7 protein-coding genes and 1 pseudogene are annotated in these 15,082 nt (G+C 67.0%); 5 read left to right on the top strand and 3 right to left on the bottom strand.

The window, feature by feature from the left end; all coding sequences use genetic code 11:
- Nucleotides 1–45: 45 nt before the first annotated feature.
- From JW364_RS18065 to JW364_RS18045, 5 genes and pseudogenes are all read left to right on the top strand, one after another.
- Nucleotides 46–1,497 carry an aldehyde dehydrogenase gene (locus JW364_RS18065; protein WP_205334029.1) on the top strand — a complete coding sequence of 484 codons (1,452 nt, stop codon included), beginning with the start codon at nt 46–48 and terminating at the stop codon, nt 1,495–1,497.
- 56 nt (nt 1,498–1,553) lie between these two features.
- Nucleotides 1,554–2,351 carry a maleylpyruvate isomerase N-terminal domain-containing protein gene (locus JW364_RS18060; RefSeq protein WP_205334028.1) on the top strand — a complete coding sequence of 266 codons (798 nt, stop codon included), beginning with the start codon at nt 1,554–1,556 and terminating at the stop codon, nt 2,349–2,351.
- 44 nt (nt 2,352–2,395) lie between these two features.
- A pseudogene (locus tag JW364_RS18055) lies at nt 2,396–3,234 on the top strand (SDR family oxidoreductase).
- 31 nt (nt 3,235–3,265) lie between these two features.
- Nucleotides 3,266–4,780, top strand: a complete 1,515-nt coding sequence (locus JW364_RS18050; RefSeq protein WP_205334027.1) for an acyl-CoA synthetase — start codon at nt 3,266–3,268, stop codon at nt 4,778–4,780.
- A gap of 394 nt (nt 4,781–5,174) precedes the next feature.
- Nucleotides 5,175–6,155, top strand: coding sequence for an alpha/beta hydrolase (locus JW364_RS18045; RefSeq protein ID WP_165630493.1), 981 nt, complete (start codon nt 5,175–5,177; stop codon nt 6,153–6,155).
- Nucleotides 6,156–6,215: 60 nt separating this feature from the next.
- On the opposite strand, the gene JW364_RS18040 is transcribed toward JW364_RS18045, so the two are convergent.
- The 3 genes from JW364_RS18040 to JW364_RS18030 all read right to left on the bottom strand — a co-directional run bounded on the left by JW364_RS18040 (nt 6,216) and on the right by JW364_RS18030 (nt 14,863).
- Nucleotides 6,216–10,172, bottom strand: a complete 3,957-nt coding sequence (locus JW364_RS18040) for a DNA-directed RNA polymerase subunit beta' (protein ID WP_058253299.1) — start codon at nt 10,170–10,172, stop codon at nt 6,216–6,218.
- Between the two features lie 64 nt (nt 10,173–10,236).
- Nucleotides 10,237–13,725 carry a DNA-directed RNA polymerase subunit beta gene (locus JW364_RS18035; RefSeq protein ID WP_205334459.1) on the bottom strand — a complete coding sequence of 1,163 codons (3,489 nt, stop codon included), beginning with the start codon at nt 13,723–13,725 and terminating at the stop codon, nt 10,237–10,239.
- A 361-nt stretch (nt 13,726–14,086) separates the two neighbouring features.
- The gene (locus JW364_RS18030) at nt 14,087–14,863 is read right to left on the bottom strand and encodes a hypothetical protein (protein WP_307814805.1); all 777 of its coding nucleotides are present in this window, start codon (nt 14,861–14,863) and stop codon (nt 14,087–14,089) included.
- Between the last annotated feature and the right edge of the window lie 219 nt (nt 14,864–15,082).

The following is a 15,082-nucleotide window of genomic DNA, read 5'->3' as shown; positions in this document are numbered from 1 at the left end:
CGCCGCCGACCGCTCGACGGCCGACACACTCAGCGAGGAGTACCCATGACCACCATCGACACCGTCCGCACGAGTTTCTTCATCGACGGCGGCTGGCGCGCGCCGGCCGGTTCGGCGACGATCCCGATCTCCCCGCTCACCGAGGAGCAGTTCGGCTCGGTACCCGAGGCCACCACCGCCGACGTCGACGCGGCCGTCGAGGCCGCCCGCACCGCGTTCCGGTCGTCGGGCTGGCGCGACCTGTCCCCTGCCGACCGTGCCGCACACCTGCGCCGGTTCGCCGACGAGCTCGACAAACGCGCCGAGGACCGCGCGTCGGCGGTGACGTCCGAGAACGGCATGCCGATCGCGCTGGCGCGCTTCGCGGAAGGCGCGGCCCCGGTTCAGCTGCTGCGCTACTACGCCGACCTCGTCGAGTCCACCCCGGTGGAGGAGACGCGTACCAGCCAACCGTTGCCCGGCTCGACGATCGTGCGCCGCGAGGCCATCGGCGTCGTCGGGGCGATCGCACCGTGGAACTTCCCGGCGATCCTCTCGATGTTCAAGATCGCGCCCGCGCTGGCCGCCGGCTGCACCGTGGTTCTCAAGCCATCCCCCGAGACGAGCCTCGACGCGTACGTCCTCGCCGAGGCGGCCATCGCCGCCGACCTGCCCGCCGGTGTCCTCAACATCGTCAACGGCGGCAGCGAGATCGGCCGTCACCTGGTGTCGCACCCGCACGTCGACAAGGTCGCGTTCACCGGCTCGACCCCGGCCGGCCGCGAGATCGGCCGCGTCTGTGGCGAACTCATCCGTCCGGTGACCCTCGAACTCGGCGGCAAGTCCGCAGCGCTGGTGCTCGACGACGCCGATCTCGAGCAGACCGTCGGCGGACTCGCCACCGCCTCGCTGCTCAACACCGGCCAGACCTGCTACATGTCCACCCGAATCCTGGTGCCAGGCAGCCGTTATGACGAGTACCTCGATGCGATCAGCGCGATGTGCGCGTCGCTGCCGGTCGGCGACCCGATGGACGAGAACGTCGCGGTCGGTCCGCTCGCCAGCGGCCGGCACCGGGATCGGGTGCTGTCGCTGATCGAGCGCGGCCGCACCGAGGGTGGCACGGTCACCACCGGTGGCGGGACGCCGTCGGGTGTCGACCGCGGGTTCTTCGTCGAGCCAACCGTTTTCGCCGGCATCGACAACTCGGCCACCATCGCCCGCGAAGAGGTCTTCGGCCCGGTCCTGACCGTGCTGCGCTACGACGACGTCGACGACGCCATCGCGCTCGCCAACGATTCGTCGTACGGGCTCGGCGGAACGGTGTGGACCTCCGATCCCGATCGCGGCGTCGACGTCGCCCGTCGCGTCGAGACCGGCTCGTTCGGCGTCAACTACTTCAACCTCGACTGGGGTTCGCCCTTCGGTGGCGTCAAGGCCAGCGGCATCGGCCGCGAGCTCGGCCCCGAGGGCCTGGCCGCCTACCAGAACCTCAAGTCGATCTTCCTGCCCGCCTGACACCCGTCTCGTCCATTCACACTCGTACACAACATATTCCAAGGAGGCGATCGGCCATGTCCGATGCCGGAGTCACTGCTGCCAAGGCACTGGTGAACGACACCCTCGCCCTGCTCGACCGGCTCACGCCCGCCCACTGGGCGGCCGACAGCGCCTGCCACGGCTGGCGCGTCCACGACGTCGTCACCCACATGGGCTTCTTCTTCAACTTCATCGCCGACCCCGACCTGGTCTTCCCCGACAATCCGAGCGGAAAGTCCGAGCGACTCAACGACGCCGCGGTACGCGAGCGGGCCGACTGGTCGTCGGAACAGGCTGTCGAGTATTACCGCGCGCAGTCCGAGGCCGGCCTCGCGACCCTGGCCGTGTTGCAGGGCGAGGACCTTCGTGACCAGCCGCTGGACATGCTCGACCTGGGCACCTACCGGCTGAGCCAGCTCAGCGACGCCGTCGCCTTCGACCACCTCGTGCATCTCACCAGCGACCTCATGCAGCCGTTCGGACCGCTGGACGCCGCCGAGGTGTCGGTGAGTGCGGCCATCGATCCCGCCATCGACTGGATGATCGCCGGCCTGCCCCAGATGTGCGGTGCAGCAGTGTATCCCACACTCGAACAGCCCATCGGCCTGCATCTCACCGGCGCGACGGACCGGTCGTTCGTCCTCGACCGGGACACCGCGGGCACGATCGTCACCGTACGCGAGACCGCCGACCTGCCGGCCGACGTCGCGACCTCCTCGGCCACCGACTTCCTGCGCTGGGGCACCACCCGCAGCGCCTGGCGGTCGGCGGTCACCGTCAGCGGCGACCGACAGCGCGTCGCAGGCGTCCTCGACGCCGTCGACATCGTCTGAACTCACTCAATTCGTCTCACCCAGAACAGAAACGGAGTACCCCCATGTCCGAGTACCTGAAGGACAAGGTCATCGTCATCACCGGCGCCGGTAGCGGCTTCGGCAAGCTGATCGCGGAGAAGACCGCGGCCGCCGGCGCGCACGTCGTCGGAGTCGACGTCAACGCCGACAACGTCAACGCCGTCGTCGAGGGCATCCGCGCGGCCGGTGGTTCGGCGCTCGCCCAGGTCGCCGACGTCACCGACATGGAGCAGGTCGCCGCGGCGGCGAAGGCCACCGTGGAGCAGTTCGGCGCCATCGACGTCCTCGTCAACAACGCCGGTGTCATGCCGCTCGCCTACTTCGCCGACCACGCCCGCGCCTGGCAGAAGTGGCACGCCGCCATCGACATCAACATCAAGGGCGTCGTCAACGGCATCTCCGCGGGGTCTACGACCAGATGATCGCGCAGGGTCGCGGCCAGGTCGTCAACATCTCGTCGATCTACGGCAATGCCGGCATCGAGGGTTCGGGCGTGTACAGCGCGACCAAGGCCGCGGTCACCACCATCTCGGACTCATTGCGCATCGAGGCCAAGGGCAAGATCAAGGTCACCACCGTCAAGCCGACCGGCATCACCGGCACCAACCTCGCCAGCTGGATCGTCAACGACACCGCGATCATGGGCCTCGTCGGCCAGCGCGCCGCCTCCTACGGCGAGCACGTCACGGCCCTCATGAACGACGACCTGCCCGCCGAACTCACCGACGTCGACTCCATCAAGTACTGGCTGATCAAGCCCGAGGATCTCGCCGACGCCGTCGTCCACGTCATCGACCAGCCGTGGGGCATCAGCCTTTCCGACGTGACCGTGCGTGCCAGCGGCGAGGACTACCTGTACTGATCGACCGGTTCGACCCGCTAGGAGCTTTCTGATGTACCCCGGAGCCCACCTCTCCACCCGACCCAACGATCCCGCGGTCCTCATGGCCGACTCTGGTGAAACGGTCACCTTCACCCAGTCGGAGACCCGGTCGATCCAGGTCGCCCGAGCCCTGGCCGACCGCGGCCTGCGGCCCGGCGACCACCTCGCGGTGCTCGCCACCAACACCGCGCGGATCTTCGACATCTATTGGGCGGCAATGCGGTCGGGCCTCTACCTGAGCATGGTGAACTGGCACCTCACCGCCGCCGAGAGCGCCTACATCGTGACCGACTGCGGCGCGAAGGCTCTCATCGTCGACGCCGCTCTCGCCGACCTCGGCGCCGAGCTGGTCCCGCTCACCCCCGGCGTCGAGACACGTTTCGCCTACTCCGGCCGGATCGAGGGTCACGAGGACCTCGACGCCGCCGCGGCGACGCAGTCGACCGAACCGCTCGCCGACCAGCCGCGAGGCGCGGACATGCTCTACTCGTCCGGCACCACCGGACGACCGAAGGGCATCAAACCCGAACTGCCGAACCGGCAGGTCGACGAGCCCGGCGACACCATGATCGCGATGAACCAGTCCGTGTGGGGCGTCGGTCCCGACACCGTCTACCTGTCGCCGGCACCGCTGTATCACGCTGCGCCGCTTCGCACCTGCGCCTCGGTGCAGGCGCTTGGCGGCACGGTGGTGGTGATGGAGCGGTTCGACGCGGAACGGGCGCTGGCCCTCATCGAGGAACACCGCGTCACCTATAGCCAGTGGGTGCCGACGATGTTCGTGCGCATGCTCCGACTTCCCGAGGAGGTGCGGGCCCGGTACGACACGTCGAGCCTGAAGGTCGCGGTGCACGCCGCCGCGCCGTGTCCCGTCGACGTCAAACGGGCCATGATCAACTGGTGGGGTCCGATCCTGTCCGAGTACTACTCGTCCACCGAGCTCAACGGTCTCACCATCGTCGACACCCCGGAGTGGCTGGAGTACCCGGGCACGGTGGGGCGCGCCGTCCTCGGCACGATCCGGGTCTGCGATCCCGAGGGCACCGAGGTGCCGCCGGGAACGATCGGCACGATCTACTTCGAGCGCGACCGGCTGCCGTTCGAGTACCACAATGACCCCGAGAAGACCAGTGGCGCACAGCATCCCGAGCATCCGACATGGACGACCACCGGCGATGTCGGTTACGTCGACGACGAGGGCCACCTGTTCCTCACCGACCGCGACTCGTTCCTGATCATCTCCGGCGGGGTGAACATCTACCCGCGGGAGATCGAGGATGCACTCCTCGCCCACCCGTCGGTGCTCGACGCCGCGGTCATCGGCGTACCCGACCCCGATCTCGGCGAGCGGGTGACGGCGGTCGTGCAACCGGTCTCGGGGCAGGACGCTGGCGACGAGCTCGCCGATGCACTGTTGGATCACCTCCGACCGCGGATCGCGAAGTTCAAGCTGCCGCGCGAGGTCATCTTCCGGGACACGTTGCCGCGCACGCCGACCGGGAAGTTGGTCAAGCGCAAGCTGTGACCCTTCGTGACGCGCCCTCCGCAAGCTCCGGGCGCTCCTCAGGGAGCAGAGGGATGGCCGTCGCGAACTTCGAAAGTACATTCGTGAGCGTCTGAACTCCATGCTCCCTGAGGTGCGAGCGAAGCGAGCCACGAAGGGGCTCGCAAGGTGCCTCACCAGGCCCTTCGTGGCTCGTCGACCTCGACGCGCTCCTTCGTCGCCTGCTCGGCCCGGCGGCTTGCGCTCCTCGCACCTCAGGGAGCATGGGTTATGCGGTTCTTCGGATTGGGGAGGGGTGGGGGGGGGGGGGGGGGGGTCGCTTTCGCTCCTCTGCACCACAGGGAGCGGAGGCCGGAGGGGGTCGCGCTCCCTGAAACCGCGCACCGTGGCGTCCGGCCGGTCCTAGACTTGCCGGATGTCGGGAGGATTGTTCCGCTGGTGCATCGCGGTTGTTGCCGCGATCGTGGTGTTCGTCGGTGTGACACCGTCGGCAGTGACAGCAGCGCCGGCGGCCGTGTCGTCGTCCGACATCGCCACCGAATGTGCGGGCAAGCCCGTCCGGGTCGCGGTCCGGTGGTACTTCCCGCCCGGTGAACCCTCGGCGATCGTGTGGTTGCAGCACGGCTTCTCCCGTACTGCGGCCAATCTCGACTCCGTGGCCCGCGCGTATGCGAAATCCGGGTTCCTCGTCGTGAGCCCGACGCTGGACTCGGTCAACCTCGGCGGGTGTGCCGTCGCCTACAACATCGCCGACAACGCGGCGTTCGCGCGGACCATCGGCGGGGTCTTCGGTTCCGGCCGGGACACCGGCAGTCCGCTCGCGACAAGCCTTCGCGAGGCCCGTGATTCCGCCCACCGCCCCGACGTGACGATGCCGTACCGAATGATCTTCTCCGGACACTCGGCCGGCGGCGAGTTCGTCGTCGTGGCGGCCGACGCACTCCGCCGCGCCGACCCCGTCGCCTACCGGCGCCTCGCCGGCCTCATGCTGTTCGACCCCGTCAACTCGTTCTTCGGGGTCAACTTCGCCACCGCCGCAGCATCTCTCGCCGCCGCCGGGCTACCGATCCGGGTCATCGCGTCGCAACCGTCGGTATCCAACAACTTCGGGCAAGGCGTGTCCGTCCTCCAGGAGACAACGCGGCAGGAGTTTCTCGGCTCGCGCCTGGTGACCGGAATCCACATCGACGCCGAAGGCGAGTCGACCGATCTGATCGGCGAACTGTCCGAGCTTGCGGTGCCGCGTCCCCGCAACGGACGGGTCATCCGCGCACTCGCCACTGGCTGGTCGTCGGACATGGTGGCCGACACCGCGACCCCGACCTACTACCCCGGCGGCCGTTACTACGACCTGCTGCTCGAAACCCGCACCGTCACAACACTGCCCGTTCCCTAGAAACGACGCGGCCCCCGCACTCGCGATGAGTGCGGGGGCCGCGTCGTCTTGTCCTAGCGCCTACCGGTAGTCGTTGGAGAACCCGTAGTCGTCCAGCGGCACCGCAGCGCCGGCCGGAGCACCGAAGGTGCCGTCCGGGCTGTAGTAGGTGTCGTCGTACGACGGCACCGCGTACGCCGCGGCACGAGCCTCTTCGGTCGGCTGAACCTGGATGTTGCGGTAGCGGTTGATACCGGTACCGGCCGGGATCAACTTACCGATGATCACGTTCTCCTTCAGACCGATCAGCTTGTCGCTGCGGCTGTTGATCGCCGCGTCGGTCAGGACACGCGTGGTCTCCTGGAACGACGCCGCCGACAGCCACGACTCGGTCGCCAGCGAGGCCTTGGTGATACCCATCAGGACCGGACGTCCGGCTGCGGGCTCGCCACCCTCGGTCACGACCTGACGGTTGGCCGCCTCGAACTCGGCACGCTCGACGAGCGAACCGGGCAGGAACTCGGTCGAACCGTGATCGATGATCGTCACGCGACGCAGCATCTGACGCACGATGGTCTCGATGTGCTTGTCGTGGATCGACACACCCTGGCTGCGGTAGACCTCCTGGACCTCGTTGACCAGGTGGATCTGCACCTGACGGGGACCCATGACACGGAGCACCTCGTGCGGGTTGGCCGAGCCCTCCATGAGCTGCTGGCCGACCTCGACGTGGTCACCGTCGGCGAGGAGCCGCTCGGAACCGTCGTCGTGCTTGAACACGCGCAGACGCTGACGCTTCGAGATCTTGTCGATGACAACCTCTTCCGAACCATCGTCCGGGATGAGGGTGATCTTGTAGAAGCGGTCGTCGTCTTCGAGACGCACCCGGCCGGAGACCTCCGCGATCGGCGCCACGCCCTTGGGGACGCGGGCCTCGAAGAGCTCCTGGACACGCGGCAGACCACCGGTGATGTCGTCACCGACGCCACCCTGGTGGAACGTACGCATCGTCAGCTGGGTACCGGGCTCACCGATCGACTGGGCCGCGATGATACCGACGGCCTCGCCGATGTCGACGAGCTTGCCGGTGGCCATCGAACGGCCGTAGCACATCGCACACACACCGGTGCCGGTCCCACAGGTCAGGACCGAACGGACCTTCACCTGCGTGATGCCGGCGGCGAGCAGGGCCTCGATGGCCGGGTCGCCCAGGTCGTGACCGCGCTCGACGATGACGTTGCCGTCGGCGTCGACCGCGTCCTGCGCCAGCGTGCGGGCGTAGGTCGAGGTCTCGACGTGCGCGTCACGGATGAGCGTGCCGTCGGCCTGCTTCTCGGCGATGGTCGTGGTGATGCCACGCTCGGTGCCACAGTCGGTCTCGCGCACGATGACGTCCTGCGACACGTCCACCAGACGACGGGTCAGGTAACCCGAGTCGGCGGTACGAAGCGCGGTGTCGGCCAGACCCTTCCGGGCACCGTGCGTGTTGATGAAGTACTCGGCCACGGTCAGGCCCTCGCGGAACGAGGACTTGATCGGACGCGGGATGAACTCACCCTTCGGGTTGGTCACCAGACCCTTCATGCCCGCCAGCGAGCGGATCTGGGTCATGTTGCCCGCCGCACCCGACTTCACGATCATCGGGATCGGGTTGTCGTCCGGGTAGTGCGCCTCCATGGCCGCGCCGACCTCTTCGGTCGCCTGCTTCCAGATCTCCACGAGGGAGTCACGACGCTCGTCCGGGGTGAGGGCACCGCGCTGGAACTTGCGCTCCAGACCGTCGGCCCGCTCCTCGTACTTGTCGAGGATCTCCGCCTTCTGCGGCGGCACCAGCACGTCGGCCATCGAGACGGTGACGCCCGAACGGGTGGCCCAGTAGAAGCCGACGTCCTTCAGCTTGTCGACGGTCTGGGCGACCACGATCATCGGGTAGCGCTCGGCGAGATCGTTGATGATCACGGCCTGACGCTTCTTCGGCATCTGCTCGTTGACGAACGGGTACTCGATCGGCAGCAGCTCGTTGAACAGCACCCGGCCCAGCGTGGTCTCGATGTCCCACGGCGAGCCGTACTTCCAGCCGTCGGGGAACTGCTCGGCCTCGATGTCGGCCGGCGGACGCTGGTCGGTCAGACGCACCTTGATGCGCGACTGCACGGTCAGCACACCGCGGTCGACGGCCATGATGGCCTCGGCCGGGGTCGAGTAGACGCCACGCTCGACGTCGTCGCCGTTCGCCGGGGTGTACTCGCCCGCCGCACCCTCCTTGAGGGTGGTCAGGTAGTACAGACCGGTCACCATGTCCAGACGCGGCATGGCGAGCGGACGGCCCGACGCCGGCGACAGGATGTTGTTCGACGACAGCATCAGGATGCGCGCCTCGGCCTGCGCCTCCGCCGACAGCGGAAGGTGCACGGCCATCTGGTCACCGTCGAAGTCGGCGTTGAAGGCCTCACACACCAGCGGGTGGAGCTGAATGGCCTTGCCCTCCACCAGCTGCGGCTCGAAGGCCTGGATGCCGAGGCGGTGCAGCGTCGGTGCACGGTTCAGCAGAACCGGGTGCTCGGCGATGACCTCTTCGAGGACGTCCCACACCGCGGGGCGCTGACGCTCGACCATGCGCTTGGCCGACTTGATGTTCTGCGCCTGGTTCAGGTCGACCAGACGCTTCATCACGAACGGCTTGAACAGCTCGAGAGCCATCAGCTTCGGCAGACCGCACTGGTGCAGCTTGAGCTGCGGGCCGACCACGATGACCGAACGGCCCGAGTAGTCGACGCGCTTGCCGAGCAGGTTCTGACGGAAACGACCCTGCTTGCCCTTGAGCAGATCGCTCAACGACTTCAGCGGGCGGTTGCCCGGCCCGGTGACCGGACGGCCACGACGACCGTTGTCGAACAGGGCGTCGACCGACTCCTGCAGCATCCGCTTCTCGTTGTTGACGATGATCTCGGGAGCACCCAGATCGATCAGTCGCTTGAGGCGGTTGTTGCGGTTGATGACGCGGCGGTACAGATCGTTGAGGTCGGAGGTCGCGAAGCGGCCACCGTCGAGCTGCACCATCGGACGCAGCTCCGGCGGGATCACCGGAACGGCGTCGAGAACCATGCCCAGCGGCGAGTTGCCCGACTGCTGGAACGCCGCGACGACCTTGAGCCGCTTGAGCGCGCGCAGCTTCTTCTGGCCCTTGCCGCTGCGGATGGTCTCGCGCAGCGACTCGGCCTCGGCGTCGATGTCGAAGGTCTCCAGGAGCTTCTTGATCGCCTCGGCGCCCATCGAACCCTGGAAGTACTCGCCGTAGCGCTCTTCGAGCTGACGGTAGAGCTTCTCGTCGATGATGAGGTCGCCCGGGGCGAGCTTGACGAACTTGTCCCAGATCTCCTCGAGACCGTCGAGCTCACGCTGAGCGGCGTCGCGCATACGACGCATCTCGCGGTCGGCACCGTCGCGCACCTTGCGGCGCACGTCGGCCTTGGCACCCTCGGCCTCCAGCTCGGCGAGATCCTGCTCGAGCTTCTGCTGACGCTCGTTGAGGTCGACGTCGCGCTGATCGGCGACAGCCTTCTTCTCGACCTCCATCTCGGCCTCGAGCGTCGAGAGCTCGTTGTGACGGAGCTCGTCGTCGACCGCGGTGATCACGTAGGCGGCGAAGTAGATGATCTTCTCGAGATCCTTCGGCGCCAGGTCGAGCAGGTAGCCCAGCCGGCTCGGCACACCCTTGAAGTACCAGATGTGCGTGACCGGGGCGGCCAGCTCGATGTGGCCCATGCGCTCACGGCGCACCTTGGCCTTGGTCACCTCGACGCCGCAGCGCTCACAGATGATGCCCTTGAAGCGGACGCGCTTGTACTTGCCGCAGTAGCACTCCCAGTCGCGGGTCGGGCCGAAGATCTTCTCGCAGAACAGGCCGTCCTTCTCCGGCTTGAGCGTGCGGTAGTTGATCGTCTCCGGCTTCTTGACCTCACCGTATGACCAGTTGTGGATGTCGTCGGCCGTGGCCAGGCCGATCTTCAGTTCGTCGAAAAAGTTGACGTCGAGCACTTGTTACCTTTCCAGAGCTCTGTTGTCAGTAGCCGGGGCGAAACCCGGCCGGGTGAGGGTCAGATCAGTTGGCGAGATCGTCGACGGTGGCCGACTCGTTGCGCGACAGGTTGATGCCGAGGTTGGCAGCGGCGCGCTCCAGGTCCTCGTCGTCGGTGTCGTGCATCTCGATGGCGGCACCGTCGGAGCTGAGCACCTCGACGTTCAGGCACAGCGACTGAAGCTCCTTCAGCAGCACCTTGAACGACTCAGGGATACCCGGCTCCGGGATGTTCTCGCCCTTGACGATCGCCTCGTAGACCTTGACGCGGCCCACCACGTCGTCCGACTTGATGGTCAGCAGTTCCTGCAGCGTGTACGCCGCACCGTAGGCCTGCATGGCCCAGCACTCCATCTCACCGAAGCGCTGACCACCGAACTGCGCCTTACCACCCAGCGGCTGCTGGGTGATCATCGAGTACGGGCCGGTCGAACGAGCGTGGATCTTGTCGTCGACCAGGTGGTGCAGCTTGATGATGTACATGTAGCCGACCGACACCGGGTACGGGAACGGCTCGCCGGAACGACCGTCGAACAGCGTCGCCTTGCCGTCGCCGTTGACCATGACCTCACCGTCGCGGTTCGGCAGCGTCGAGGACAGCAGTCCGGTCAGCTCCTCCTCGCGGGCGCCGTCGAACACCGGGGTGGCGGTGTTGGTGTCGGGCTCGGCCGAGTACATGTCCTCGGGCAGACGCGACGCCCACTCCGGCACACCCTCGGCGACGTTGATGTTCCAGCCGGCCTTGGCCACCCACCCGAGGTGGGTCTCCAGGATCTGGCCGATGTTCATACGCCGCGGCACACCGTGGGTGTTGAGGATGATGTCGACGGGGGTGCCATCGGGCAGGAACGGCATGTCCTCCTGCGGGAGGATCTTGCCGATGACGCCCTTGTTGCCGTGACGACCGGCGAGCTTGTCGCCGTCCTGGATCTTGCGCTTCTGGGCCACGTACACGCGGACCAGCTCGTTGACGCCGGGCGCGAGATCGTCGTCGTCGTCGCGGCTGAACACGCGCACGCCGATGACCTTGCCGGTCTCGCCGTGGGGCACCTTCAGCGAGGTGTCGCGGACCTCCCGGGCCTTCTCACCGAAGATGGCACGCAGCAGACGCTCTTCCGGGGTCAGCTCGGTCTCACCCTTCGGGGTGACCTTGCCGACCAGGATGTCGCCGTCGCGGACCTCGGCACCGATGCGCACGATGCCGCGCTCGTCGAGGTCGGCGAGGACCTCGTCGGAGACGTTCGGGATGTCCCGGGTGATCTCCTCGGCACCGAGCTTGGTGTCGCGGGCGTCGATCTCGTGCTCCTCGATGTGGATCGAGGTGAGCACGTCCTCTTCGACGAGGCGCTGCGACAGGATGATCGCGTCCTCGTAGTTGTGACCCTCCCACGGCATGATCGCCACGAGCAGGTTCTTGCCGAGCGCCATCTCACCGTTCTCGGTGCAGGGGCCGTCGGCGAGGACCTGGCCGGCCTCCACGCGCTGGCCCTCGTCCACGATCGGACGCTGGTTGGCGCAGGTGCCGTGGTTCGAACGCGCGAACTTGCGCATCCGGTAGGTGTCACGGGTGCCCTCGTCGGACATGACGGTGATGTAGTCGGCCGAGACCTCTTCCACCACACCGGTCTTGGAGGACACGATGACGTCACCGGCGTCGACGGCGGCACGCAGCTCCATACCGGTACCGACCAGCGGCGACTCGTTGCGCACCAGCGGCACGGCCTGACGCTGCATGTTCGCACCCATCAGGGCGCGGTTCGCGTCGTCGTGCTCGAGGAACGGGATCATCGCGGTGGCGACCGACACCATCTGGCGCGGCGAGACGTCGAGGTACTCGACGGCGTCGGCGCCCACGAACTCCACCTCGGAGCCCTTCTTGCGCACCAGCACACGCTCGTCGGTGATGCGGCCGCTGCCGTCGAAGTTGGTGTTGGCCTGACCGATGAGGAAGCGATCCTCCTCGTCGGCGGTCATGTACTCGATCTCGTCGGTGACGACACCGTCGACGACCTTGCGGTACGGGGTCTCGATGAATCCGAACGGGTTGACCCGCGCGTACACCGAGAGCGAACCGATCAGACCGATGTTCGGACCCTCAGGGGTCTCGATCGGGCACATGCGGCCGTAGTGCGACGGGTGCACGTCGCGCACCTCGAGGCCGGCACGCTCACGGCTCAGACCACCCGGGCCCAGCGCCGACAGACGACGCTTGTGGGTCAGACCCGACAGCGGGTTGTTCTGGTCCATGAACTGCGACAGCTGGCTGGTTCCGAAGAACTCCTTGATCGCCGCCACGACGGGACGGATGTTGATCAGGGTCTGCGGGGTGATCGCCTCGACGTCCTGAGTGGTCATGCGCTCACGCACAACACGCTCCATACGCGAGAGGCCCACGCGGATCTGGTTCTGGATCAGCTCGCCGACGGTACGCAGGCGACGGTTGCCGAAGTGGTCGATGTCGTCGACCTCGACGGGCACCTCGACGCCACCGGGGACGGTCATGTAGGTGGTGGTGTGCGGGTCGGCCTCGTGCAGACGCACCAGGTACTCGACGGTCGCGATGATGTCCTCGCGGGTCAGCGTGGACTCGCCCACCATCGGGTTGCCCGTCAGGCCCAGCTTCTTGTTGACCTTGTAGCGGCCCACGCGGGCGAGGTCGTAACGCTTGTCCTTGAAGAACAGGTTCTCCAGGAGGTTCTCCGCGGACTCCTTGGTCGGCGGCTCACCCGGGCGCAGCTTGCGGTAGACCTCCAGCAGCGCCTCGTCCTGGCTGCCGGTGTTGTCCTTCTCCAGCGTCGACATCATGATCTCGGAGAACCCGAACCGCTCGGTGATCTCCTCGGCGGTGAAGCCCAGCGCCTTGAGCAGCACGGTGACCGGCTGACGGCGCTTGCGGTCGATACGCACACCCACGGTGTCGCGCTTGTCGACGTCGAACTCGAGCCACGCACCGCGACCCGGGATCACCTTGACGGTGTGCAGGGTCTTCTCGGTGGTCTTGTCGATCGAGGCGTCGAAGTACACGCCGGGGCTGCGGACCAGCTGGCTCACCACGACACGCTCGGTGCCGTTGATGATGAAGCTGCCCTTTTCGGTCATGATCGGGAAGTCGCCCATGAAGACGGTCTGCGACTTGATCTCGCCGGTGTTGTTGTTGATGAACTCCGCGGTGACGAACAGCGGCGCCGCGTAGGTCATGTCCTTGTCCTTGCACTCCTCGACGGAGGCCTTGACCTCGTCGAAGTGCGGCTCGGAGAACGACAGGGACATCGAACCGGAGAAGTCCTCGATCGGGGACAGCTCGTGGAGGATGTCCTCGAGGCCACCGGTCGGGTTCTCGTCGCCGCGGGCGATCGCCTTCGCGCGCCACTCCGGCGAACCGACGAGCCATTCGAACGAATCGAGTTGGAGGTCGAGGAGGCCCGGGACCTCCAGCGGCTCGCTGATCTTTGCAAACGACGCGCGATGCGGCGCGCCGGGGATTGTTGAGGTGGACTGGCGGTTGACTGCCAAGATGCGTCCTTCCAACACGACGTTATTCACAACCTAGATGTGCAGTACGTGGCTTGATGGGCCGTTCGCTGGTGACACCCTGGAATCGGCGATCACCGCAGCACACACGTCTAGAGAGTGGCCGAAGAAGGATCGATAGATGGACAGGAGGCAGCCAGCGCAACGTCCAACTGTAGCAGAAAATAGACGCACTTTGTCAAGCCGTCTGGAAAGCGATTTCGCGCGGGTGGCTGCCTGCACGTCGATCGCTGGTCACAGCCTGGCCCGACATCGCCTCCACGTCAAGCGCTACGCGCGAATTTCGCGAAGTCGGTGTCGAACTCGGCGTCCGACCTGGTGATGAGGGGGCGACGCACCTCGATCAGAAGGGCTCGACCGCCCGGATCCGCCACTGGTCGCCCTCACGCACCATCGCGAACTGGGCGCGCGGTGCACCGCTGTTGGTGGCCATGCTGTTCTGCGTCTCGCTCACCACCAGGTTCGCGATGACGGTCGCGGTCGCGCCGTCGTCGGCGCCGGAGAGGTCCCGGACGCCGATCGCGTCGACCCGGCACTCCGCACCCGTCTTGGTCTGCGTGATCAGCTCGCGCTGCGCCTTCAGCGTGTCGTCGAACTCCGTGCGGGCCTGCCCGGTCAGCGCGTCCTGCGCCCGCCGCTGCCACTCGTCGAGTTCGGTGTGGTCATACCCGAACACCGCGCAGATCCGCTCCTGGGCCTGCGAGGTGAGCTGCGATGTCGACTCCTGGTCCACGAACGCCTTGTTCGGTCCGATCTCGGCGCCCGGATGGAACGCGAGGATGGCAGCGATGACGAACAACACGGCCGCGATGCCCGCCAGCACTCCGGTACGGATGCCGAGGGGATTGCGGGAGGCACCCCTCCCCCGCCGGTCCCGCTTGCCGGGACGCCGGCCCATCGGCCGGTTCGGCTTGTCCGACGACCCGGCCGGCGCCGGGGTGTCTCCGCGGCGCAGGGTCGAGACCCGCGCGACCGGTTTGGTCTTGGGTTTGGTGACGTCGGGTGTGGGCGACTCGGCCGGAGAGGGCTTCTCGAGGCTGACGGCGTCGGTTTCCGCGGTGTCGGTTTCCGCGGTGGCGTCACCAGGCCCTTCGAGGCTCGTCGCTCGCGCTCCTCGCACCTCAGGGGGCAGGGAATTGCCGGTTTCCGCGGTGGCGTCACCAGGCCCTTCGTGGCTCGTCGACCTCGACTCGCTTCGCTCGCTCGGCCCGGCGGCTTTCGCTCCTCGCACCTCAGGGAGCAAGGGGGACGCAGCTTCGTCCGACACCTCAGGGGGCAGAGGGGTTGTCGCTTCGTCCGACACCTCAGGGGGCAGGGGGGCTTCTCGCACCTCAGAGGG

Source organism: Gordonia sp. BP-119 (genome assembly GCF_016924115.1).
Classification (GTDB): domain Bacteria; phylum Actinomycetota; class Actinomycetes; order Mycobacteriales; family Mycobacteriaceae; genus Gordonia; species Gordonia hongkongensis.
The sequence above is the reverse complement of the archived record's forward strand: the minus strand, read 5'-3'. Positions and strand labels throughout refer to the sequence as shown.

Bases quoted from the DNA above. Each gene is read 5' to 3' on its own strand.
- JW364_RS18065 (WP_205334029.1), top strand. From the start codon at position 46: ATGACCACCATCGACACCGTCCGCACGAGTTTCTTCATCGACGGCGGC.
- JW364_RS18060 (WP_205334028.1), top strand. From the start codon at position 1,554: ATGTCCGATGCCGGAGTCACTGCTGCCAAGGCACTGGTGAACGACACC.
- JW364_RS18050 (WP_205334027.1), top strand. From the start codon at position 3,266: ATGTACCCCGGAGCCCACCTCTCCACCCGACCCAACGATCCCGCGGTC.
- JW364_RS18045 (WP_165630493.1), top strand. From the start codon at position 5,175: ATGTCGGGAGGATTGTTCCGCTGGTGCATCGCGGTTGTTGCCGCGATC.